This is a genomic window from Rhodococcus sp. ACS1 (assembly GCF_002300155.1).
Classification (GTDB): domain Bacteria; phylum Actinomycetota; class Actinomycetes; order Mycobacteriales; family Mycobacteriaceae; genus Rhodococcus_F; species Rhodococcus_F koreensis.
The window spans coordinates 586,776-608,515 of record NZ_NSDZ01000006.1 but is presented as its reverse complement, the minus strand read 5'-3'; the positions used below and the strand labels follow the sequence as shown (position 1 = coordinate 608,515).

Annotated in this window: 21 protein-coding genes; 9 read left to right on the top strand and 12 right to left on the bottom strand. The window is 66.7% G+C overall.

The features are described from left to right. The first annotated feature begins 268 nt into the window (after nucleotides 1-268). The gene (locus tag CJ179_RS31415) at nucleotides 269-1,402 is read left to right on the top strand and encodes an IS630 family transposase (RefSeq protein ID WP_095863993.1); all 1,134 of its coding nucleotides are present in this window, start codon (nucleotides 269-271) and stop codon (nucleotides 1,400-1,402) included. Between the two features lie 24 nt (nucleotides 1,403-1,426). Here CJ179_RS31415 and CJ179_RS52210 read toward each other — a convergent pair whose 3' ends face one another. The 5 genes from CJ179_RS52210 to CJ179_RS53005 all read right to left on the bottom strand — a co-directional run bounded on the left by CJ179_RS52210 (nucleotide 1,427) and on the right by CJ179_RS53005 (nucleotide 4,675). Then, entirely contained in the window at nucleotides 1,427-2,092 is a 666-nt protein-coding gene (locus CJ179_RS52210) for an IS630 family transposase (RefSeq protein ID WP_218834849.1), read from the bottom strand. Nucleotides 2,093-2,096: 4 nt separating this feature from the next. Continuing rightward, nucleotides 2,097-2,567 (bottom strand): helix-turn-helix domain-containing protein, encoded by a 471-nt coding sequence (locus CJ179_RS52205; protein WP_095863992.1) that lies wholly within the window; start codon nucleotides 2,565-2,567, stop codon nucleotides 2,097-2,099. Nucleotides 2,568-2,878: 311 nt separating this feature from the next. Then, complete coding sequence (locus CJ179_RS31400; RefSeq protein WP_095863991.1) at nucleotides 2,879-3,844, bottom strand: nucleoside hydrolase; 966 nt, start codon at nucleotides 3,842-3,844, stop codon at nucleotides 2,879-2,881. 95 nt (nucleotides 3,845-3,939) lie between these two features. Then, nucleotides 3,940-4,305, bottom strand: a complete 366-nt coding sequence (locus CJ179_RS31395; protein ID WP_095863990.1) for a peroxiredoxin — start codon at nucleotides 4,303-4,305, stop codon at nucleotides 3,940-3,942. 91 nt (nucleotides 4,306-4,396) lie between these two features. Continuing rightward, nucleotides 4,397-4,675: a hypothetical protein gene (locus CJ179_RS53005; RefSeq protein WP_244163814.1), complete on the bottom strand. Its 279-nt coding sequence runs from the start codon at nucleotides 4,673-4,675 to the stop codon at nucleotides 4,397-4,399. Nucleotides 4,676-4,678: 3 nt separating this feature from the next. Between CJ179_RS53005 and CJ179_RS31390 the strand changes: the two genes are divergently transcribed. After that, nucleotides 4,679-5,320 carry a poly-gamma-glutamate hydrolase family protein gene (locus CJ179_RS31390; protein ID WP_244163813.1) on the top strand — a complete coding sequence of 214 codons (642 nt, stop codon included), beginning with the start codon at nucleotides 4,679-4,681 and terminating at the stop codon, nucleotides 5,318-5,320. A 42-nt stretch (nucleotides 5,321-5,362) separates the two neighbouring features. Here the strand turns inward: CJ179_RS31390 and CJ179_RS31385 are convergent, their stop codons facing one another. Further along, nucleotides 5,363-6,625, bottom strand: coding sequence for a protein kinase (locus CJ179_RS31385; RefSeq protein ID WP_072943322.1), 1,263 nt, complete (start codon nucleotides 6,623-6,625; stop codon nucleotides 5,363-5,365). A gap of 132 nt (nucleotides 6,626-6,757) precedes the next feature. Further along, entirely contained in the window at nucleotides 6,758-7,252 is a 495-nt protein-coding gene (locus CJ179_RS31380; RefSeq protein WP_072943320.1) for a hypothetical protein, read from the bottom strand. Nucleotides 7,253-7,434: 182 nt separating this feature from the next. On the opposite strand from CJ179_RS31380, the gene CJ179_RS31375 reads away from it, so the two are divergent. Then, complete coding sequence (locus CJ179_RS31375) at nucleotides 7,435-9,126, top strand: IS1634 family transposase (RefSeq protein ID WP_095862218.1); 1,692 nt, start codon at nucleotides 7,435-7,437, stop codon at nucleotides 9,124-9,126. A 194-nt stretch (nucleotides 9,127-9,320) separates the two neighbouring features. On the opposite strand, the gene CJ179_RS31370 is transcribed toward CJ179_RS31375, so the two are convergent. From CJ179_RS31370 to CJ179_RS31360, 3 genes are all read right to left on the bottom strand, one after another. Next, nucleotides 9,321-9,710, bottom strand: a complete 390-nt coding sequence (locus CJ179_RS31370) for a hypothetical protein (RefSeq protein WP_072943318.1) — start codon at nucleotides 9,708-9,710, stop codon at nucleotides 9,321-9,323. 134 nt (nucleotides 9,711-9,844) lie between these two features. Then, entirely contained in the window at nucleotides 9,845-12,901 is a 3,057-nt protein-coding gene (locus CJ179_RS31365; protein WP_095864050.1) for a serine/threonine-protein kinase, read from the bottom strand. Between the two features lie 250 nt (nucleotides 12,902-13,151). After that, entirely contained in the window at nucleotides 13,152-14,558 is a 1,407-nt protein-coding gene (locus tag CJ179_RS31360; RefSeq protein ID WP_095864049.1) for a sensor domain-containing diguanylate cyclase, read from the bottom strand. 188 nt (nucleotides 14,559-14,746) lie between these two features. On the opposite strand from CJ179_RS31360, the gene CJ179_RS31355 reads away from it, so the two are divergent. After that, nucleotides 14,747-15,229 carry a hypothetical protein gene (locus CJ179_RS31355; RefSeq protein ID WP_072943316.1) on the top strand — a complete coding sequence of 161 codons (483 nt, stop codon included), beginning with the start codon at nucleotides 14,747-14,749 and terminating at the stop codon, nucleotides 15,227-15,229. Between the two features lie 77 nt (nucleotides 15,230-15,306). After that, nucleotides 15,307-15,519 carry a molybdopterin-binding protein gene (locus tag CJ179_RS31350; RefSeq protein WP_072943314.1) on the top strand — a complete coding sequence of 71 codons (213 nt, stop codon included), beginning with the start codon at nucleotides 15,307-15,309 and terminating at the stop codon, nucleotides 15,517-15,519. A gap of 4 nt (nucleotides 15,520-15,523) precedes the next feature. Here the strand turns inward: CJ179_RS31350 and CJ179_RS31345 are convergent, their stop codons facing one another. After that, nucleotides 15,524-16,801 (bottom strand): sensor histidine kinase, encoded by a 1,278-nt coding sequence (locus tag CJ179_RS31345; RefSeq protein ID WP_095863989.1) that lies wholly within the window; start codon nucleotides 16,799-16,801, stop codon nucleotides 15,524-15,526. A 246-nt stretch (nucleotides 16,802-17,047) separates the two neighbouring features. On the opposite strand from CJ179_RS31345, the gene CJ179_RS31340 reads away from it, so the two are divergent. Together CJ179_RS31340 and CJ179_RS31335 are read left to right on the top strand one after the other, a co-directional pair. After that, on the top strand, nucleotides 17,048-17,962 hold the full coding sequence (locus CJ179_RS31340; RefSeq protein WP_095863988.1) for a hypothetical protein: 915 nt from the start codon (nucleotides 17,048-17,050) through the stop codon (nucleotides 17,960-17,962). Nucleotides 17,963-18,090: 128 nt separating this feature from the next. After that, nucleotides 18,091-18,408, top strand: a complete 318-nt coding sequence (locus tag CJ179_RS31335; protein ID WP_072943354.1) for a hypothetical protein — start codon at nucleotides 18,091-18,093, stop codon at nucleotides 18,406-18,408. 38 nt (nucleotides 18,409-18,446) lie between these two features. Here the strand turns inward: CJ179_RS31335 and CJ179_RS31330 are convergent, their stop codons facing one another. Further along, nucleotides 18,447-19,361 (bottom strand): exodeoxyribonuclease III, encoded by a 915-nt coding sequence (locus tag CJ179_RS31330; RefSeq protein ID WP_095863987.1) that lies wholly within the window; start codon nucleotides 19,359-19,361, stop codon nucleotides 18,447-18,449. A gap of 211 nt (nucleotides 19,362-19,572) precedes the next feature. Between CJ179_RS31330 and CJ179_RS31325 the strand changes: the two genes are divergently transcribed. Beyond that, nucleotides 19,573-21,078 (top strand): LVIVD repeat-containing protein, encoded by a 1,506-nt coding sequence (locus tag CJ179_RS31325; protein ID WP_257015881.1) that lies wholly within the window; start codon nucleotides 19,573-19,575, stop codon nucleotides 21,076-21,078. Then, a complete protein-coding gene (locus CJ179_RS31320) occupies nucleotides 21,068-21,721 on the top strand; it encodes a DUF305 domain-containing protein (RefSeq protein WP_095863986.1) in 654 nt (217 codons plus the stop codon). Before CJ179_RS31325 ends, CJ179_RS31320 begins: the two co-directional genes overlap by 11 nt. Nucleotides 21,722-21,740 lie beyond the last annotated feature (19 nt).

The window sequence follows — 21,740 nt, the reverse complement described above, 5'->3', positions numbered from 1 at the left end:
AGCCGGATGCACCCCGGTCGTGGTCAACCGTTCCAAGAACTCACGATCAGCCGAGCTCAACGTCACCGGACGCTTCTTCTGCGAAGGCATTGACAACGGTCCTGACCGGCAGAGGGGAAGGGGAAGTCTGCCGCCTCCAACTTAAACGAAACAAGGCAGAACTAAGCAGCGACACGCTACTAGTGCCGTGCCCGGGAACCTTTGCCCTGATTGGCGACACGCCGCCAGGTTGCGGCATATCGGCCACGACACCGGTCACCCTGGTCGGGTGGCGGAACGAGTACGAGTGCGTCCACTCGACGACGACGAAGGCAATCGGTTGGTGCGGATCATCCGTCGCGGCACCGGGTCGGTGGTGACCTGGCGGCGCGCCCAGATGATCTTGCTGTCCGCGCAAGGCATGCCGGTCCCGAAGATCGCCGAAGTCAGTTTCACCAGCGCAGATCGGGTGCGCGATGTGATCCATAACTTCAACACCGACGGGTTCGACTCGCTATACCCGAAATACGCAGGAGGACGCCCGAAGACGTTCACACTGCCCGAACGGCGTGAGATCAAGAAGATCGCCAAGTCCACCCCGGTCGAACACGACCTGCCGTTTTCGACCTGGAGCCTGACCAAGCTGGCGGACTTCCTGGTCGCCGAGGGGGTGGTCGACGACATCAGCCATGAGGGCCTGCGGGTTCTGCTCCGAGAGGAGGGCGTGTCGTTTCAAAAAGTGAAGACCTGGAAACGTTCGAAGGATCCGGAATACGCGGTCAAGAAGGCCCGCGTCGAGCACCTGTACGCGATCGCCGACCGGGAGGTCGTGCCCGAGCCCAGTGAGCCGGAGGTGGTGTTCTGCCTCGACGAGTTCGGCCCGCTGAACCTGCAGCCGCATCCGGGCCGGCAGTGGGCCGAACGCGGCGGCAGGCACAAGGATCCCGAGCGGGAGCCGAGGCGCCGCCGGCGAGCGACCTACAACCGGACGCAGGGGGTGCGGCACCTGTTCGCCGCATACGACTTGGCCACCGACAGGCTTTACGGGCATGTCAAGCTCACCAAGAACCGCACGACGTTTCTCGAATTCTGCCGGTACCTCCGCAGCCTGTACCCGACGGACGTTCGGCTGGCGATCGTGTGCGACAACTGTTCGCCGCACCTGACCACGCGCAGGTGTCGTCGGGTCGCAAACTGGGCAGAGGCGAACAACGTCGAGATCGCCTACACACCGACGAATAGTTCGTGGCTGAACCGGATCGAGGCGCAGTTCACCGCACTGCGCTACTTCGCGCTCGACGGCACCGACCATGCCTCTCATCGCGAGCAGTCCAGCATGATCCGCCGCTACATCATCTGGCGGAACAAGCACGCCGCCGACGAGAAGTTACGGGAGATTGTCAACAAGGCAAACGTTGCCTGATGCGGCACTAGTAGACTGTCGCGGCTAAGTGTTGGGATATAGGTGGCGGAGTTTGATGCGGGCGTCGTCGGTGGTGAAGTGCCACTGGACCTGGCGTTGATCGGCGTTGGTCTGTCGTTGCCAGGCGGCGAGTTCGGCGCCCAGGGTCTCGAGGTCCTCGATGCGCCGGTCCAGACACTGGCGGGTCAGCACAGAGAGCTCGATCTCGGCGACGTTGAGCCACGAGCCGTGTTTGGGGGTGTGGTGGATCTCGAGTCGCTGCGCGAGCGCGAACGCCTCGGCCGGCTCGAAGGCCTCGTAGAGCGATCCGATGCCGTGAGTATTGAGGTTGTCCATCACCAGCACCACCGTCTCCGCGTCCGGGTAGTCCACGCACAGAAGCTCTTTGACCTGCCGAGCCCAGTCGATCTTGGTGCGCCGGGGCTGGGCATCGACACGCCGCCAGCCGGCCAGAGGCTCGACCCAGCAGAAGATCGAACAGGTCCCGTGCCGCACATACTCGGAGTCCTCCTTCAGATCGCGTCCCGGGCCTGCAGGGAGCGGGTCACGCACGTGAGCGAGGAGCTGGTAGGGCTTTTCGTCCATGCACACCACCGGGCGAGAGGGGTTGTGGGGGCGGGCGTAGACCGACAGGACATCTTCCATCCGGGCTGCGAACTCCGCGTTCGCCTTGGTGGGATGGTCCAGCACTTCTTCAGGTGAGGACGAAGTTTCGTTTTTTTAAAATCCGGCCGATGGTCGAGTGGTCCAGGTCGGGGATGTCGTCGATCAGGGCGACGTGCTTCTCCAGCAGTCGCAGCGACCACCGGGCATGTCCCGCCGGGGGCTGTGTGCACGCCAACGCAATCAACCTGGCCTCGATCTCGCCGGTGATCTGCGACGGCACCGGTGGCAGGTCGCGCTGCTTGCGCCCGATCGTGGCCTCCACGTCCTGACTGGTCTCAGCGAACCGCTTGGCCACCAGTCGCACCGTCTCACCCGAGACCCCCAACCGTGCCGCGATCACCTTCTTCTCATCGACCGCCCCGACCGAGGTGTCCAGCGCCAGCAACACCCGGGCCCGCCGGATCATCGAAGCCGGATGCACCCCGGTCGTGGTCAACCGTTCCAAGAACTCACGATCAGCCGAGCTCAACGTCACCGGACGCTTCTTCTGCGAAGGCATTGACAACGGTCCTGACCGGCAGAGGGGAAGGGGAAGTCTGCCGCCTCCAACTTAAACGAAACAAGGCAGAACTAAGCAGCGACACGCTACTAGCGCCGGAAATTCCTGCCGAGAATTTCGGCGACGGTGTCGATATCGCGCTTGCTCATTCGACTCATTGGTAGAAGCACAATGAGGAGGTGAGAGCGATGTTGTCGGCACATCTGTTGTCCGGTCTGACCAGTGACGAGGTCGATCTGATCGTTGCGGATGAACTGCATCTGCTCGATGCCACCGTATGAGCGGCAGGGTCCGCCACGGCGCGCGTACCGTCAGTCGCTTCGGGAAATGTCTGCGTCGAGCGTGGCGGCGATCCGGTCTCTGATCGAGCGGTAATCGACGTCGGTCACGAAACGGTGCACCGGCCCCCGCGCCGGAGTGACGCCCCAGACACTCGACCGCCCATCCACCCGGTGCACCCGGGGTTGGGCGTCGGTGGCGGACAGCACGACCGTCGGGTCGAGCATCACGGCGGCTGCGACGGAATCGTGTGAGGTGTAGATCGGGTGCTCTGCGCGGTAGGTGCTGGTGCAGTACCGGTGGTAGTCCTCGGTGATGTCGCGGACGAAGGCCGCGACCTTCCCCGATGCGGAGCGAGCGACCAGGTCGGCCCAGGTCAGTCGAAGTCGGCCGGTGACATTCGTTCCCACCCACGTGATCGGCCCCGGCGCCGCCGCGACGGTCGCGGCCGCGGCCGGATCGTGGTTGGTGTTCGTGTCGCCTTTGCCGAGGAACTGTGGTTGCAATGCGGCCTCGGCACTTCTCCGCGAGGCGGATCCAATTCCGCCCATGATGGTGACGGACCGGAACCGCGTCAGGATCTGTGGGTCGCGTGTGACGGCGGCGGCGATGTTCGCAAGCGGTCCCAGGCACAGCAGGTCCACCGATCCGGGCCGGTCTTCCGCGGCGTGGAAAAGTTGCTCGACGGCGGAACCGGACGCCGGACCGATGCCCGGCGGTGGCCGATGGCCGCGGTCGCCGAGTCCGTCGACACCGTGTGCGGACGGAGTTGCGGGCGGTGGCCCGGGACGCGGCAGTCCGATACACACCGGAACGTCGCGAAGGCCGACAACAGACAGGACGGTGAGGGCATTCGACGCGGCCTGCGTTTCGGTGCAGTTGCCGAACACGCTTCCTACACCGACGATCTCGGCGCAGGGGTCGTGCGCAATGGTAAGCAAGGCAAGGGCATCGTCGACGCCGGTGTCGGTGTCGACGAGTACGTAGCGAACGACCACTGCCCCGTCCTGTCCCCGCGATCCGCCATCCAATCGGACTCGAATGCACTCGTGCGCAGTCTAACCGAGTCAGCAGCGCTCGCACCCGTGCCGTTTCAGTAACTGAACGTGACCGCCCCCTCGTCACCGATCCACTTCCACATCGGAACCGTCCCGGCGAGTTCGGCATTGGATACCAGCGCGTCCTTGTCGAGGTGCTTGGCCTCGAAGCAGATCGGACACACCATGTACGTGCCGCCCGCGCTCTCGAATCGTGCAGCCAGATCAGGAAGCGGCGGACAACCCTCGCAGGCGACGCCCTGGATCGTGCCGTCGAGCGCGAGCCGTACCGCTTCCTTCGTGAGAAACATCAGCGTCTGGCGCTGTTGTTCTGCCGCGCCGACCGCGACCAGAAACGCAACCGTCACCTTCTCGGCGTCCTCGAGACCGGTGGTGAGACTGACCACTGCTTTATTAGTCATGGATCCGAGTCTTCGCCGCATGATAACTGCCGACAAGGGCCCGAGGGGACAGTATCGCGTCTAACCTGAGGAGGTGTTCGAAGAGCATCCGTTACAGCAGATTTCGATGCGGCGGAATGGCGACAGTAAGGTCACCGTTCGCCTCGAAGTCCGCCGGAGTCGCTCCACCAGCGCAAACGTCGCCGAGCATGTCGGGATTCACCCGCGCCTGCTGGCCCGGATCGGAGCCGAGCCCCGTCAGCAGACACGGGTGAGTCACCAGGGAACGACCGCACTGTTCACACTGATACCGGAGGCAGATGCACACGGGATCGACGCCGTTCAGGTAACTGATGGTGGATGCCGTCGGATCGGCGCCGAGCCCGGACACGCGGTGGTCCTCGACCTCCGGTGTATCGATCCCACCATCTCCGAGGCAGAGGCCGAAGTCGAGGGTGAATTCGTCGAGCGACTCGACGACGACGGGCACCACCACCGCCTCGTGGTCCTCGCACCGCACGGCGGCGCCATCGAAAGCCGCACGGATCGGCAGGCCGAGCAGGTTTACGCGTCGCTCGGATCGCGCGATTCGACGCTGTGGACGTGCAAAGGGTGGCGACCGGCAGGCAACGCATACCGGGCATGGCACATTTCGTCGGGCGATCTCAGTGTGCGCAGCTTCCCGCTTCTACGCTCCCTGGGTGCACGACGATTCCAGTGGGCGGTGTCGTTCCACGGCTACCGAGGACACGACGTCCTCATCGGGGGCCGTGCACCCGCACGCCTCAAATCGGATGTCCTCAACGCAGTCGCGAAGGCACTCGACGGAACCGGAGTCCGTGTTCGCGTAGCCGATCCCGGCGAACGCTACAGCGGTAGTTCCGCGTCCAACCTGGTCAACCGCCTCACCGTCGACGCTGCGGGCGGAATTCAGATCGAACAGTCCCGACCCGCGCGGACGCTGTACGGAGAAGCCATCGCTGCCGCTGTCACCGGGGTCTGCGAATCCTGGATCGCCGCGGACGCCGGTCGGTGATCACCTCATCTGGTCGCCGATACCAATCGTCGCCGGTGCGACTCACCCACCGGGCGCCCAGCACGGCCCGTCCGGAGGCGGCGTGTGCTCGTAGCCCGGATAGCACGGCAGCACCTGAGGTGGCGCTGGTGCGGGCACGGGTGCTGGTGCGGGCACGGGTGCCGGTACCGGTGGCGAGCCGGGCGGGAGACACGGTCCGTCCGGAGGCGGTGTGTGCTCGTAGCCGGGGTAGCAGGGCAGCACCTGGGGTGCGGGCGCGGGCGCGGGTGCCGGTGCGGGCACGGGTGCCGGCAGCACCTGCGGTGATTGCGGCGCCGGAGTTGCTGCCGGCGGGACCTCGTCCTGAACCGGAGCCTCCGCGGCCGGTGGCACCTGCTCGGCCGCCGTCGGGTTCGCCCTGGCGGTCGGTGATGGGGCGGGTGTCGGCCCGGCCGCGCTGGACGCTGGCACGGGCACCACGACGTCGGGTGATGCCGATTGCGACCCGATGATCACACCCCCGACGATCGCGACGGCAATGATCGCGGCGAGCGCAAGCCCTGCGAGCAGGAGGCGGCGGTTGCGGTCGTTCGGAGGGATCGCGGGAGTGGGATCGGCGGCAGGCTGCGGACCTGTCGCCGCGGCGCGAGCGGCGGCCGCGGCCAGGTCGCTCGGCGACCGATAGCGCCGCGCGGGATCGGCTGCCGTTCCGCGTGCGATCACAGCCTGCATGCCGACGGGAAGCGTCGAGAACTTCGACGACGGCAACTCCCGGCCGTTCGACGCGAACTGCCCGCCGGTCAGGCACTCGTACAAGACGGTGCTCAGACCGGGGACTCCCGCCACGGCGCCGGGAGCCGTGGGGAGCCCGACGTCCGTGAGCTGAACCAGTCCCCCGTCCAGCACGACGACGTTCGCCGACGCCACTCCCCGCTCGACCAGCCCCGCGGCGTGCACGGCCTCCAGCGCCGCGGCCAATTGCTGGACGACTCCGACCGCGCGAGATGCCTCCATCGGTCCGCCCGACTGAAGGATTGTCCGCAGGTTCGTTCCGCCGATGAGCGGAGTCGCGAGGTAGAGCCGGTTTCCGATCTGCCCGAAGTCGTGGATCGCAACCACGTGCGGGTTCCGGATGTGCGCCGCGATGCCTGCTTCACGGACGAACCGATCACAATATTCGTCGTCCTCGCTCGCGTCCCGAGGCAACGCCCGCACCGCGACGTGCCGAGCGGTGACGGTGTCGAATGCCGCCCACACCTCGCCGTTCTCGTCCACCGACAGCGACCGGTCCAGCCGGTATCTGCCGAATAACGCTCCACTTTGCATTGCCACTCTCCGCCGATCGAAATTGCCGCGTCTGCGGGACTGTGCACCGGGGACGGGCGACACATCGGAGAGGCGCGCCCGCCTCCACCGAGATTCTAGGCGGTGGCGCCCGGCGGTTCGCGGTGGAGACGATCAGGGCACGTCGAAGGTGCCGAAGCCCGGAAGCAACGCCTGTGGATACTCGGCCGGGGCCATCGTGCCGACGACGATTCGCCCGCTGCCGGTGGCCACGTCGATCTCGGGGCGAGGCGAATCGGTCGACCCGGCGGTTCCGATGGGGATCGTGGCCGCGCCGGTCGCCCCGGTGTTCACGTTCAGCCAGTGCACCCGCACAGCATTCGCCCGCATGGCGTTACCCGGTCCGGGTATGCACGTGTCCGCACTGATGGGATTCAGGACGTAACACTCGCTCACGGTGCGAAACCGCACGACTCCGGGTACCCGACCCGTGACTGCGTCGACGGTGAAGTAGGCGGCGAGAACCGGGCTCATCCCGATCGGTGGGACCTGCAGGGTCGTCACACGTTCCGTCGTATCCTCGGGCGCTGCGACAGCAATGCCCTGCCCGGCCGCTGCGATCACCGTTGCAATGCCGACTCCGGCGAGAAGCTTTCCTGCTCCACGCATCTGAATTCCCCCTCCTTGCCCCGAGCCGTTCAGCGCGAAGGGCTCCCCCCTGCATCCTAGCGGGAGTTTCCGAGATGTGAGGCTGCGTGGGGGTTCCCGGTTTGAGCCGGTTGTGAGTTTGTCCTGGTGACACGCCGTTTCGGTGATTGATCGCCGACCCGGATTCATGTATGACCTAAAGTATGTCCAGCCTGTATTCGAAGAAGGTCAACGGCAAGACGTACTGGTACCTGCGCACGATGGCACGGGTGGACGGCAAACCGAAGATGATCTCCGAGCGGTACCTGGGCTCGGCGGCGGACGTGGCCGCGGCATTCGATGCCGGGGACACGGCGGTGATGCCGCAGCGCACCCGCCATCTCGCGTTCGGGGACGTCGCCGCGGTCTGGTCGATGTGTCAGCGCCTCAACGTGATCGGCGTGATCGATGAGATCACCGGCGGGCGGGTGGCCGGTGCTCCCTGCTCGATCGGCACCTACCTGGCGGTCGCGGTGTGCAACCGGATCACCGCCCCGTGCTCGAAGGCGCGGATCGCCGACTGGTGGGCGCATACCGCCGCGGACCGCTTCACCAAGATCCGCGCCACCGACCTCGACCACCGCCGCTTCTGGGACGCGATGCACGCGGTGACCCCCGGTCAACTCGAGCAGATCTCCCAGACGATCACCGCCGCGATGATCACCGACTTCGGGCTCGACACCACCGCGCTGGCGTTGGACATGACCAACTTCGCCACCTACATCGCCTCCGTCAACACCAAGGCGCCGATCGCCCAACGCGGCAAGGCGAAACAGAAACGCACCGACCTGCGCCTGGTCGGGCTCGGGCTGGTGATCACCCGGGACGGCGGGATCCCACTGACCTGGCACGCGTACCCGGGCAACAAACCCGACGTCACCCAGTTCCCGGCCATGATCGACACCCTCACCGCCCGCTACCGGGCGTTGGGCACCGACACCGGCACCATCACCGTCGTCTTCGACGCCGGCCAGAACTCGGCCGCGAACTTCGCGCACCTGACCGGGGCCGGACTGCACTACGTCGGATCCACCCCGCCCAGCGATCACCCCGACCTCCTCGATCTCCCGGCCTCCCGCCGCCGCCCGGTGCCTGGCGACCGCTTCGCCGGGCTCACCGCACTACACACCCGCAAACAGGTCTACGGCCTCGACCAGCGGGTGATCCTCACCCACAGCCCGACCCTGCACGACGCCCAGGACCGGGGCCTGACGCAAACCCTGGCCGCCGCCGGGCGCAAACTCGACGAACTCGCCGCCACCCTCGCCCGCGGACACAGCCGCCGCGACCGCAACCAGGTCGAAGCCGCGATCGCACACATCTGCTCCGACACCTGGGGCGCGCAGATCCTCACCTGGCAACTGGACGGGGACACCCCGGCCGAGTTCCGGCTCACCTGGGCCGTCGACACCGACGCCCGAAACAAGTTGACGCAGAGAATCTTCGGTAAACGGATCCTGATCACCGACCGTCAGGACTGGACCATCGCCGAGGTGATCGACGGCTACCGCTCCCAATCCGACGCCGAATTCGGATTCCGGCAACTCAAGGACCCCCACGAGGTGTCCTTCTCCCCGATGCACCACTTCACCGACCACACCATCACCGTGCACACCTTCACCTGCGTGCTGGCCCTGCAGATCGCCCACCTGATGCGCCGCGAAGCTGACACCCACGGCCACCACCTGTCGGTGCGCCAACTCCTCGCCGCCCTGGCCGGGATCGAGGAGACCGTCCTGATCTACCCCTCCACCGGCGGCCGCCCCAAGGCCCGGCGCATGCTCACCGAAACCACCACCACCCAGAACGAACTCGCACACATCTTCGACCTCGACCGCTACACCCCCACCACTTAGGTCATACACCCCCACAACCCGAAAACCGGCGCCCACCAGCGAAATCACCCCGACCCGGCCTCAAATCTCGGAAACTCCCGCTAGGGGCCGCACGAGTGTCGCCGGATCGGAAGTTGCCGGATCGGAAGTTGCCGGATCACCGGCTCTGCTGCGGCATCCGCGATTGATCGGTGCAGTTTTCGCACGTACCGCCATCAGGCATGAATGCCGGCACGGTCGAGTTGAGAGACTCGTTGCGGGCTCAGGTCGAGGATGACACCGATGTCACGCACCGAGAGACCCGATCGGCGCAGATGCGCCACCGCGGCCCGCGAAGCCCGCGCTGCGCATTCCTGCGCGTGGGCGGCAGACTCGACCTGCCAGTGGGCGGCGCGGGCCTCCATGAGCGCCGCGGAATCTCCGATTTCGTAGTCGAGTTCCACCTCGACGTCCTCGGCCCGAACACCCCGGACCAGATGGACGGCCTCCGCCACGATGGCGGACACCTGATCGAGCCGCCGAGCCTGGGTGAGCACGCCTTCGACTCCCGGAACCTCCACCACCCACGATCCGCCGCGACGGGTGGCCGTCGCCGTCACCTTCATCACGAACCTCCCGGCCCGTATCTCGTGTGAATATTCGTCCTCCCGACCACAAGTCTAGCCCCCCTCTACTGCGCACAACGACACGGACAGAAGACATTCAGAGTGCGCAATTGCCGGACGACAACCCGTCGCTGTCACCAGAAATCGAGTGCCTGCGCAGTCGCGGTGGACTCGGCATGCGTGGGCCGGAGTGCACCGCCGATCGCGTAGACGGTGTGCCCGACCGTCGCGACGGACATCCCGTGAGCTCCGGTGGGCATGGGCGGCAACGCCGACCAGGTCGCCGAAGCGACGTCGTAGGCCTCGACCGTCGACAGCACCCGGGTCGGCTGTTCACCGCCGACTGCGACGATGCGGCCGTCGATGAACGCCGCCCCGAGCCCGCCACGAGGGGTGGGCATGCCGGGCAGCGCGGCCCACGTCCCCGCAACCGGATCGAAGCGTTCGACCGCGGCCGTGTTCTGATCCGACGCCAGATCGCGGCCACCGATCGCGTAGAAGTACTTCCCGTCCGACACCCCGGCCAGATGCTCCCGTGACGTCGGAATGTCCTCGACGGTCGTCCACTTCGTTCCGTCGAACACCTCTGTCGACGCCACCAGTTCGCCCTCCGCCTGACCCCCGGCGACGACGATCTCGTTGCCCACCACGGCCGCGGCACCGGCCGCCCGCGGCACGTTCAGCGGGGGCAGGTCCACCCAGTTGCCGTCCCGCAGCGCGAGCACCCGGTCCGACGTCGTACCGGTAAGGTTCGGCCCTTCCGGCACCCAGCCTCCGAGGACCACCAACTCGCCGCCGTATTCGACGGCCATCGCATGATTGAGCGGGACCGGAAGGTCGGGACCGGCCTTCCAGGTGTCGATGGCCGGGTCGTTGCCCTCGACCTTCGGGGTCGACCCCACATTGTCGAGTCCGCCGACCACCCAGATCGTCCCGTCCGCGACGGCAGTCGCGGTCTGCTGGCGGGCGATCGGCGCGTCCCTCAGCGGACGCCACGCCGGTGCCCATTGCGTCTTGCGTGGCGCGATCTGCAGCGCCTCGGAAACAGCTGTCGATTCGGCGTGCGTGGGCTTGATGCCGCCGCCGACCGCGTACACCGTGTTGCCGACCGCGCCGACCGCCATCCCGTGCCGCGGCGTGCGCAGAGCAGGCAATTGCGACCACGTCCCTGCGATCACGTCGTAGGCCTCGACCGTGGAGAGCACCCGGGTTGGTTCTTCACCGCCGACTGCGACGATGCGGCCGTCGATGAACGCCGCTCCGAGCCCGCCGCGGGGGGTGGGCATGCCGGGCAGCGTCGCCCACGTTCCCGCAGCCGGATCGAAACGTTCGACCGCGGCGGTGTTCTGATCCGACGCCAGATCGCGCCCGCCGATCGCGTAGAAGTACTTCCCGTCCGAGACGCCTGCCAGATGCTCCCGTGGCGTCGGGATGTTCGGGACCGTCGTCCACTTCGTTCCGTCGAACACTTCTGTCGTAGCCACCAGTCCACCGTCCGCCTGTCCCCCGGCGACCACGATCTTGTCGCCCACCACGGCCGCGGCACCGGCCGCCCGCGGCACGTTCAGCGGGGGCAGATCGACCCATCGCCCGTCGCGCATGGCCATCACCCGAGCGGAGGCGACGGCTGTCAGGTTCTGGCCTTTCGCTTGCCATCCGCCGATGAGTACGGGCTCGTCGTTGTAGGTGACGGCCATCGCATGATTGAGCGGGACGGGGAGATCGGGGCCGGCCTTCCAGGTGTCGATGGCCGGGTCGTAGCCTTCCTGCCGGGCGGACACACCGTTGTCGTCCAACCCTCCGAAGACCCACATGGTGCCGTCCGCGACTGTCGTCGCCGTCTGCTGACGGGCGACCCGGGCGTCGGCGACCGGTCGCCACGCCGCGGTCGGGTCGACGGCCGGGGGCTCACCCGCTTGCTGGGCGGTCGGTCCCGCGGCGCCGGGTCCGGTTGCCTCCCTGAACACGAGGTAACCACCACCGGCCAGCACCAGCGCCACCACCAGCGCGAGCACGGTCAGGATGCGGCGCCGCCGGGTGCGGGCCTGCCGACTGCTCCCCGGCACTCCCGGTGGCGGCCAGGGCGACGGACCCGTCGGCGGCCAGGGCGACGGACCCGTCGGTGGCCAGAACGGGCCCGAGGGGTGCGACTCCGGCTGGATCTGCTCGGTCGGTGCGAAGACTGGGCGCTGACCGTCCGAATCCTCGAACCGGATCTGACGGTAGCCACCGGCATCCGCCGCCGACGGATGCGACTCGGCCGGCTGGGCGGGTTCCAGGGGTGCCAGCGCCATCGCGTCCGAACGCAACCCGATGTGTCGCTGCGCGGCTTGGAGTTCGTGTCCGAACTCTTCGGCGGACGCCGGCCGAGCGAACGGATTCGACGCCATCGCCCTCTCGATGACGGCGCACACACCGTCCGGGATGCCTTGAGCGCGCAGGTCCGGCACCGTCAGGGTGCTGATCCTCACGAACTGCGCGACGAGTTCCTCGCCGGTCTTCCGCTCGAACGCCGCCCGCCCCGCGATCAGCGAAAAGATCGTCGCGCCCAGACCGTAGACGTCCGAACGTGCGGTCGGCGATTCGCCGTTGAGGACTTCCGGTGCGGTGAACGCCAGTGATCCGGTGAACCCGCCGGTGGCGGTTTCGTAGCCGCCGGCGATGTGCGCAATGCCGAAATCGGTCAACTGCGGCTCGCCGTAGTCGGTGAGCAGGATGTTCGCGGGTTTGATGTCGCGATGGAGGGTGCCGGTCCGGTGCGCCGTCTCCAGTGCGCCCGCCAGCTTCACTCCGATACTGATCGCCTCCGGCCAGGGCAGCGGACCTTCTCTGCGTATTTGCACCGCCAGCGAGTCGCGGGGGTGGTAATGCATGACAATGTACGGGCGACCGGTCTCGGTCACGCCGACCTGCAGAATGTTGACGATGTTCGGGTGGCCGGAGAGCCCGCCCATCGCGTAGCCCTCCCGCAGGAACCGCTCGCGGTTCTCGGAGTCCAGGTCCGACGTCAGGACCTTGATTGCGACGATTCGACCGAGCGAACGCTGCAGACAGCGGTACACGACACCGAACCCGCCCCGGCCGACCTCCTCGGCACCCGCGAAACCGGCAGCGTCCAACTCCGCCACGATCCCGTGGCCGACTGCGCGGATCGACGCCGCCTGGGTCGCGTCTGGGTCGAAAACTGCCATCGAGCGCCTCAGTTCCATCCGACATCCACGTCGGCGCGTTCAGCGTCGAAGACGCGAATATCTTTCTCTCTCAAGGGCGAAACGCGGAATTCTCTCGTCGAATGCCGACGGGAACCGCCGTGTCCAGCAAGTATTCGACGCGTCGCGAAGCGCGTCAAGATGACAATTTCCCCACCCCAGGGTGCCTAGCGGTGGCCACGATTTCGTGTCGCGTCGGCAACACCGCACCGATCGGGGGCCTGCTGCTGCGCTAGAAGGTGCCGTCGTAGAGCGCGTAACCGCCCGCTCCCGCTGCCTTTGCACGATACATCGCCGAGTCCGCCCGCCGAACGAGCTCTTCACGGGTGCACTCGGGATCGGACAGTGCAACACCGATACTGGCACTGATCGGCCACTCGAGTGACCGCGCCCGGTTCAGGTCGGCGAAGCTACCGGCGATCCGGGCGGCAATCGCGACCGCCTCCGCCGCGCCCGCGACGTGCTCACAGACGACCACGAATTCGTCGCCGCCGATGCGGGCAACGGTATCGCCCGGGCGCACCGCCGACCGCAGATGCCTGGCGAGCACGATCAGCGCGTCGTCGCCAACCGCGTGACCGAGGCTGTCGTTAACGGTCTTGAAGTCGTCGAGATCCACCAGCAGCAGCGCCACGCGCGGGCCACCGTGCGGCGCCGCGTCCAGGGCCTCGTCGAGCCGGCGGCGAGCCAATGTGCGGTTCGGCAATCCCGTCAGCGGGTCGTGCAAGCTCTGGTGCACCAGCGCGGCCTCTGCCTCGATACGGCGGATCGCCGCGGAGAGCACGGCTGTCACCGAACGCAAAAAGGTCAGGTCACGCTCGGTGTAGTCACGGGGACGACGACTGTGCGCCGTCAACACACCCCACACCTCTTCGGAGCCGAACGGAACGCACACCCCGCTCTGCAGCCCGCGCCCGCTCATCCCCGCCGTGGAGAACCGGGATTCGTGGACCCGATCGGTGCACACGATCACCGACCCATTTGCAGCGGCGTACCCGGGCTGCGATCCCGGCCCCGGCGAGAACGTCTTCGGACCGGGCTCGGGTCCGCGGTAGGCGAGCACCGTGAGTTCGCCGTCGTCGGCCACCCGTGCGATCGACGAACAGTGCACACCCATCAGCGCGGCCGCCGCCCCAGCCGCCGCCGTGAGGAGTTCATCGAGGTCTCCGCCGACGGCGAGTTGGCTCAGGTCGGCGATCGCCTGCTGCTCCCGGGCCCGGTACGCGGACTCCCCCAATGCGCGCTGCAGGCGTTGCTCGTCGTGTTCGGCGCCGCGGCGATCCTGGGCAATCGACCCGATCACCGCCGGCCCGGTCTCCGTGTATTCGAGCACGAACGTCGAAATCAGCATCGGGATCGGCTCGCCCGTGACGAAATGGCGAAACTCGGTCAACCCGGTCCACTCTCCCCGGTCGGCCAGAGCCGACTCCACGTCACGCGCCTGCACGAGGCCGACGTCGGTGAACAGTTCCGCCGTCGTCCTCGAGTACGCATGCACGGCATCACCGAATCCGAGGACGCCGACACCCGCGGGATTGACGTACACGATCCGACCGGACACGAATTCGGACACGAACACCAACGCCGGACTGTATTCGAGGACCGCGAGCAGCATCCGCGAATCCGGCAGCGACTCCATGGACACTCCCTCCGCTGCGAACCTTCCGTCCTCCACCCGCCTCGACCTCCATCCACGATAAGCGTTCCCGGAAGTGACGCCTCGAGCGTCCTCACGCCATTCTGCCGCGCCTGCCGTCTCGAGTCCCGTCCCACGCCCGCGGGCGTGGGACGTTGATTCCGCCTCGATGTAGGGGCACCATCGTGGGCATGCGCAGAGCGCGTTGGCCGGCATTCGCGCCGCCGACAGCCAGTGGGACCGCAGTGCACGGTCCCACCATTCTCGCGTCCGGAACTCACCACACCCTCGACCTCCTCGGAATTGTCGCGTTCTCGTCGGGAATCCACGTCCGTCTCGCGTTGACCGCCACGGGGCGGACCGCCGAGCGCGCACACCACGAGACACGGGTGCTGTCCGATCCGGCGGATCCCGACACCCAATGGTCGTATCTGTCGGTGCTGCTGCAGTTGGGGTCTGTCGTCGGCGTTGCCGACCCCTATCTGCCACGGTCCGGCTCACCCCGGAAGTGGGGTGGAGTACCCGCCTACCGCACGGAGCCGAACTACTGGCTCGGCACGTGTACGCGCCCACACGACATCATGATCTCGGCGGGGTGGCCGGAGATCGGCCTGGGGCCCACCTGTCTGACTGCGCTCCTGGAACCGAGTCCGTCGACCGTCACCTCCGACTGACTCGAGGTCCAACCTCACCCATTCCGGAGTGGTTGCGGCTAGCGTCGGAACCACAGGCCGCGAGACGGAGGTTCACGATGCGTTTGTCCACCCGGAACCAGCTCACCGGAACGATCACCGAGGTCACCCTCGGCAGTGTGATGGCGACAGTGAAGGTGCGTCTCGACGGAGGCGAGCAGATCGTCACCGCGTCCATCACGAAGGAGGCGGTCGAGGAACTCGGTCTGCAGGCCGGCGTGGCTGCGACGGTGCTCGTGAAGTCCACCGAGGTGATGCTCGGCGTCGAGTGATGGACTAGTGCGCCGAGATCGTGAGGGAATCGGACGCTGTCACGACCTCGAACGGCATCTCGATGTGGGCAACCGTCCCCGAACGTGGTCCCGGGCGGACGGAGAAGCTGCCGCCGGCCGCGACGACGCGGAGTTCGTGCGACGTGAGTCCGATGTGCCCTCGGCTGAGACTGCGGTCGATCGCTTCACGGGAGATGCCACACCCGTCGTCGGTGACGTCGAGGACCGCATGCTCACCCGTCCGAGTCAGTTCGACCCGGACGGTCCGGGCTCTCGCGTGCTTGACCACGTTGCTGAGCAATTCGCGTGCGGCGCTGAACAGCACGTCGTCGGCCGACGTGCGTAAGTCGTCGTCCCATTCCACGGTCTGGAGATCCACGTCGAAACCGCCGCGCGCCTGGGCGGACCGGACGATGTCGCCGAGAGCACGGGCAAGTCCGACGCGATCGAGCACCGTGGGATGGAGTTCCGAGACAGTGGCCCTCAACAGAGACGCGGATTCGGTGAGTGCGTGGGTGATGCGATCGACGGCCTCCGGATCGGCGCTGCCGGTGAGGTCGTCGAGATCCATCTTCGCGGCAAGCACGAATTGCAGCGCCCCGTCGTGGAGTTGCTCGGACAACGCACGTCGTTCGCGCTGTTCGAGGCCCATCAACTCCGCGAGCAGGGCGGTGCGGTCGTGGACGAGGTGACCGATGGTGAGCACTCTGGATCGTTGAATTCTACTGAGCACGACTGCGCCCGCCGAGAGGATGGCGAGTGCCATCGTGCTGAGCAGGATGGACGACCACGGTTCCTCGTTCGACGCCATCGTGGCCCAACTGGCGGCGAGGAACACCAGCACCGTGGGCACGACCACGGAAGCGCAGACACCCGGGCGTAGCTGAGTGCAGGCCAGTAACGGGATCACGAACAGTCCGTTGGTCAAGATGTCGGCGGTCCAACTCTGTTGCGCCGCAATACCGGTCAACAGCGTGAGGCTACCGATGACCGCAAGGTCCACGAACAGGGCGAGCCACATCGCGTTCACCGGACCCGGACCTCCTCGGCGGGTCCACAGCGCGAGCCCGACGGTCCAGAATGCGTAGCCGGTCAGGATCGCCAGGCACACATTCGCATCGTTCATGGGCGGGACGAACAGCAGTGTCAACGCGATGAAGAGCGCAAGCACACCACGCAGTGCGACTTGCAGGTGCGCGCCGCGATACGCGTGTTCGAGGACGATGCGTTCGAGATCCGGGCTGCCGCCGAGATCCGCGGGTAATACCGATGACTCAGCCATGGAACGGCCTCCTCGGCCGGGCGACTCCGACAGGAAGATCCGGGGTACATCAACTGCTGGACCTGCGACAATGCCCCAGAATTCTAGCACCGTCACGTTTTCGAACCGCGGGATCGACGGCCCACGCCCGCTCGCCACCACCAGCAGTGTTCGGGGCCGATCCGTCGATGCGACGCGACACCCCGGTATTCGTGGGAACATCTCAGGCGATCGGTCCCGCGGACCGAACCGAAAGGGGTGTGACGCATGACCAGGATTCGACGGCGGTCCGCGGTGGCTCTGGCCTCGATCGCCGGTGCCTCGTCTCTTCTTCTCGCTGCCTGCACCCAGGATGCGTCGTCGACCGACGGCACCGAGTCCGTCGCACCGAGCGCCTCGAGTGAGCCACCGTCAGCCGAACCGGCCGTCAACGGCGTCGATGCGAAGCAGTACGCGTCGAGCGACCCGGAGAGCGACGCGTTCGGCTTCGTCACGCCGTCGGGAAAATGGTTGTGTGCGATCATTCCCGACAAGAAGCTCGCCGGATGCGCTTCGCATCCCACCGCGGGGCCTTTGGGAGTCCCGGGAACCCCGCAGATCGCGTCGCCGGACGGCGGCCCGCCCGCCGAGGCCGACCTCATCGCAGTCGAGGCGGGGAAGGAGCCGAACTTCCAGAACTGGAACGAGGCACTCTTTCCCGGCAACGCCAATGTCCTCCCCTATGACACCACCCTCGCGGTCGACGGATTCAGTTGCAATGTGCAGTTCTCGGGAGTCTCGTGCCGGGAGGATGCGGCGGGCAAGGGCTTTACCGTCGCCACGAACGGGTACAAATTTGAATTCACGCCGCTGCCGGTGAGCATTCCCAGCGTAACCCCACCACCGATCGCGCCCACCGCCGCACCGCTTCCCCAGCAGGCCCGCGGATCGAATCAGTGTGGCCCCGTTACCTACCCGGAGACGGGAAAGCCCGCGACCGTGGTCATCGTGAAGGGGACACTCCGGTGCGACGAGGCGCACACGATGCTCACGAAGTACTTCACGGGACGCGACAAGAGTGAACCGGTGTACAGCTTCGACAGGTGGGAATGCCGCCTCGCGGGAGACCCGGAATCGGCGGAGATCGGCTACACGATCAACTGCACCGACGACAACGGAAACACCGTCGTCGCACAGCCGTAGAAGGCATGTGCGCACCCATCGCCGATGAGTCGATCGTCCGTGCGGTTTCGGAAGCAACATTCGGTGCGATCGGGGGCAGGCCGATGAAGTCCCAGCGAGACTCGCTCCCCGATGTCTACGCTGGCGCCATGCACCCACCGAATGACCAGGCCGGTACCTGGGAAGGTTCGTGGCTCGCGGCGATGACGGTGATCAAGAGCGCTCAGCTGGTTTTCACACCGGAGAACCGCCCGCCTTCCGAGCTCATCCCGCTCGTCGAACCCCTGAGCCGGCTGGGTGATGCGCTTCGGGCGACACCGCCCGACCCCGAAGAGTCACGTCGGCGCGCCGCCGACCTGGTAGCCGATCGAGACCTGATCACCTGGGCATGCCGGCCGGACCAGCCCAGCCAGATCCGGGAGTTCGGGGCAACCCTGGCCTTCCTGTCCATGAAGCTGACCACCTGACCCTCCGGCCTCACGGCGAACGAGGTGACCGGCGCAGCTCAGAATTCGTAGTCGACGACGACCGGCGCGTGATCGCTCATCCGGCGATCCGCCGCCGGGTCCCGGTCGGTGCCGGCCGTGACCGCCGTCCGCGCCAGTTGCGGCGTCGCGAGGTGGTAGTCGATGCGCCACCCGACATCGTTCACGAACGACTGTCCCAGCCACGACCACCACGAGTACGGACCGTCGACGTCCGGATGGTGTCGCCGGACGACGTCGACGAGGGTGCGCGGCGACACGATGGAGTCGAACCACTCGCGCTCCTCCGGCAGATAGCCCTCGGCCTGATTGCTGCGCCGCCAGTTCCGTACGTCGTACCGGGTGTGCGCAATATTGAGGTCACCCATCAACAGCAGTTCTCTGCCCCGCGCGCGAGCCGTGCGGCGCGAGCGGGTCAGCTGGCGCGCGAACGCGGAGAGAAAGCGCATCTTGCGGTCGTAGCGGACGCCCCCGTCGGGGGCCTCCCGCATCCGCCCGGGCTTCTGGAGATGGGCAGGCAGGCCGCCCTTCGGCAGATACATCGAGACGACGGTGATCGGCGACTCGGCGAGGTCGACCTCGATGTACCGACCATGGTTCGCGAACTCCCCCAGACCCCGAGCCAACGGCTCCGGCTCCAGTTCGACTCTCTCGATGTGCGTTTCACCCGGTGCCTGCACCAACGCCGTGCCGCTCCACGTTCGAACCGCGACGGGTGCGCATCGAGTGAGGATCGCGACACCGTTGCGGCCGGCGAACTCGCCCTCGTCGTATGCGAGGTGATACCGGCCGAACACCCCCGGCGGGATGGCGGCGGCACGAGCGCGGACCTCCTGCAGCGCGACGACGTCGGGTTCACGCTCGCCGAGCCAGTCCTCGAAGCCGCGCCGCTGCGCCGCGCGGATCCCGTTGATGTTGAAGGTCGCGATTCGCACGGGACACAGTGTAGGGATCCGTCCCACTCCGCCCCCACTCCGGCGGGACAGTCGCCCGCCCGCACACGGGTTTCGCGGAGTTGGCCGATTTGTGTGTGAACTGGAGTACTGATTGCTAGCGTTCGCGTAGTCGAGCCCACCGTCGGGGGGAGTTGGTGATGCGGATCGCCAGAATGCGGCGAGGTGTGGCTACTCAGCCCTTGCCGTGTCGATCGTCCTCGGGGTCGCGACGAGCCCCGCACCCGCCGTCGCGTCGGCCGAGACGTTCTTCTTCAACGACGTCGGGTCGACGGCCGTCCCGCGGGCCGACTGCGGTCCCGGTTCGCTGAAGGAGACGGGTATGCAGGGCGACGTTCCGGCCGAAGACCGCAACAGCGGACGAAGCACCCAGGGTTATCGATGCAACATGTCGCTGCTCGGGGGCCTGCAGGATCGCGGTGGTGGCCTGCTGTCGGTGACCTACGACCACTGCTCCTACACCAGCACGTTCTTCCCCGGGAACCTGCTCGACCCCGACACACCCGGCGTGCAGGTACTCGACGTGTCGAACCCCGCGCAGCCGGTGCTGTCCACGACCCTGAACGAACCCGCGATGCTGGGCGGCACCTGGGAGAGTTTGAAGGTCAACAAGGCACGCAAGTTGCTCGCAGCCACCGCGGTCCCGGCCGCCGCGGGCACCGGCTACTTCTCCGTCTACGACATTTCCGACTGCGCCCACCCCCGGTTGCTGAACCGAGGTGCCGGGACCGACGTCACCATGCCGCTGCCGTTCATCTCGCATGAAGGCGGCTTCTCCCCCGACGGCAACACCTACTGGGTGTCCGGACCCGCCCCGGGGTTCCTCAGCGCCATCGACATCCGAAACCCGGCCGAGCCACGGATCACCTGGCAGGGGCTGCACGGACTCGGCGGGCACGGTTTCGGCATCACCCCCGACGGGAACCGGATGTACCTGTCCAACCTCGGTGGGATCACCGTCCTCGACATCAGCGCTGTGCAACGAGGCGACCCGTATCCCACCGTCCCGCAACTCGCCACGTACCTGTGGACCGACGGGTTCTTCAACCAGCACAGCATTCCGGTCACGTACGGGGGCAAACCCTACATCTTCACCGTCGACGAAACCGGTGGCGGTGGGATCAAGGTCTTCGACGTCGCCGACCCGGCGAACGCCGACATCGTGCAGAAGATCAAGCTCGAGATCCAGCTTCCCGCCAACACCGCCGCGAACCTTCGGTCCTCGCAAGGCGGCTCGGTCTTCTCCTACGATCCGCACTACTGCGTGGTCGACCGCCCCACCGACCCGACCGCACTCGCGTGTTCCTGGGAGTCGTCCGGGATCCGCGTCTTCGACATCCGCAACCTCGGCCGCATCCGGGAGATCGCCTACTACAACCCGCCGGCACAGACCGGCAAGAATCTCCAGTTGACCAATTCACCACACGCCCTGTCGTCGCTGATCGGTGTGTCCCTCTTCGATTTCGTTCCGCTCGCCCGCGCCGTCTTCGAGGGCAAGACGGATCCGCGGATCGCGTTCGGCCCACGCGCAGGAATGGTGGCGTTCGGCGACCTGTCCGCGGATTGGTGCTTCTCGCCACCGGAATTCCACGGCAACCAGATCTGGACCTCGTGCAGCGACAACGGTTTCATGGCGCTGCAGTTGGACGACTCCGTCTATCAAGCACCGGCGAATCAGGCTCCGACCTATGGGCAGTGACATGCGGCGGTCGCCATTCCGCCGTCCCATCATTCTGTTGCTGTGCGCGGTGCTGCTCGGTGCCGGCGGGATTGCGGCCGGAATGTGGCTGCAGTCGGCGCGCGACACCGGCGCCGTCGGGGTTCAGCTGTCCCCTGCCGACGTCGGTTTCGCACAGGACATGTCGGTGCACCACGAGCAGGCGGTGCTGATCGCCCAGACACTGCCGCAGGACGTCGACCCGCAGATCCGGGTCATCGCCGACCAGATCGTCGTCGCGCAGACTTCCGAGATCGCGACGATGCGCGGCTGGCTCAACCTCTTCGACGAACCCTTCAGCACAACGCGTCCGATGCAGTGGATGCACGGTTCCGATCACGTCATGGGCGAACAGGGCGGCGCACCGATGCCGGGAACTGCAAGCACCAGCGAGATCACCCGCCTTGCCGGCCTGCACGGAGCAGACGCGGAGTCACTCTTCCTGCAACTCATGATCCGGCACCACCAGGGAGGTGTCGAGATGGCCGAGGCAGCCATCCACGCGGTCGCCTCGGAACCGATCCGCCGCGTCGCACGCGGGATGATCCGCGATCAGAGCAACGAGATCGCTGTGATGACAGCACTACTCGGCACCCGAGACGCGAAACCGCTCCCCCACCCCTAGCCCAATCCGCTCGGTCGTG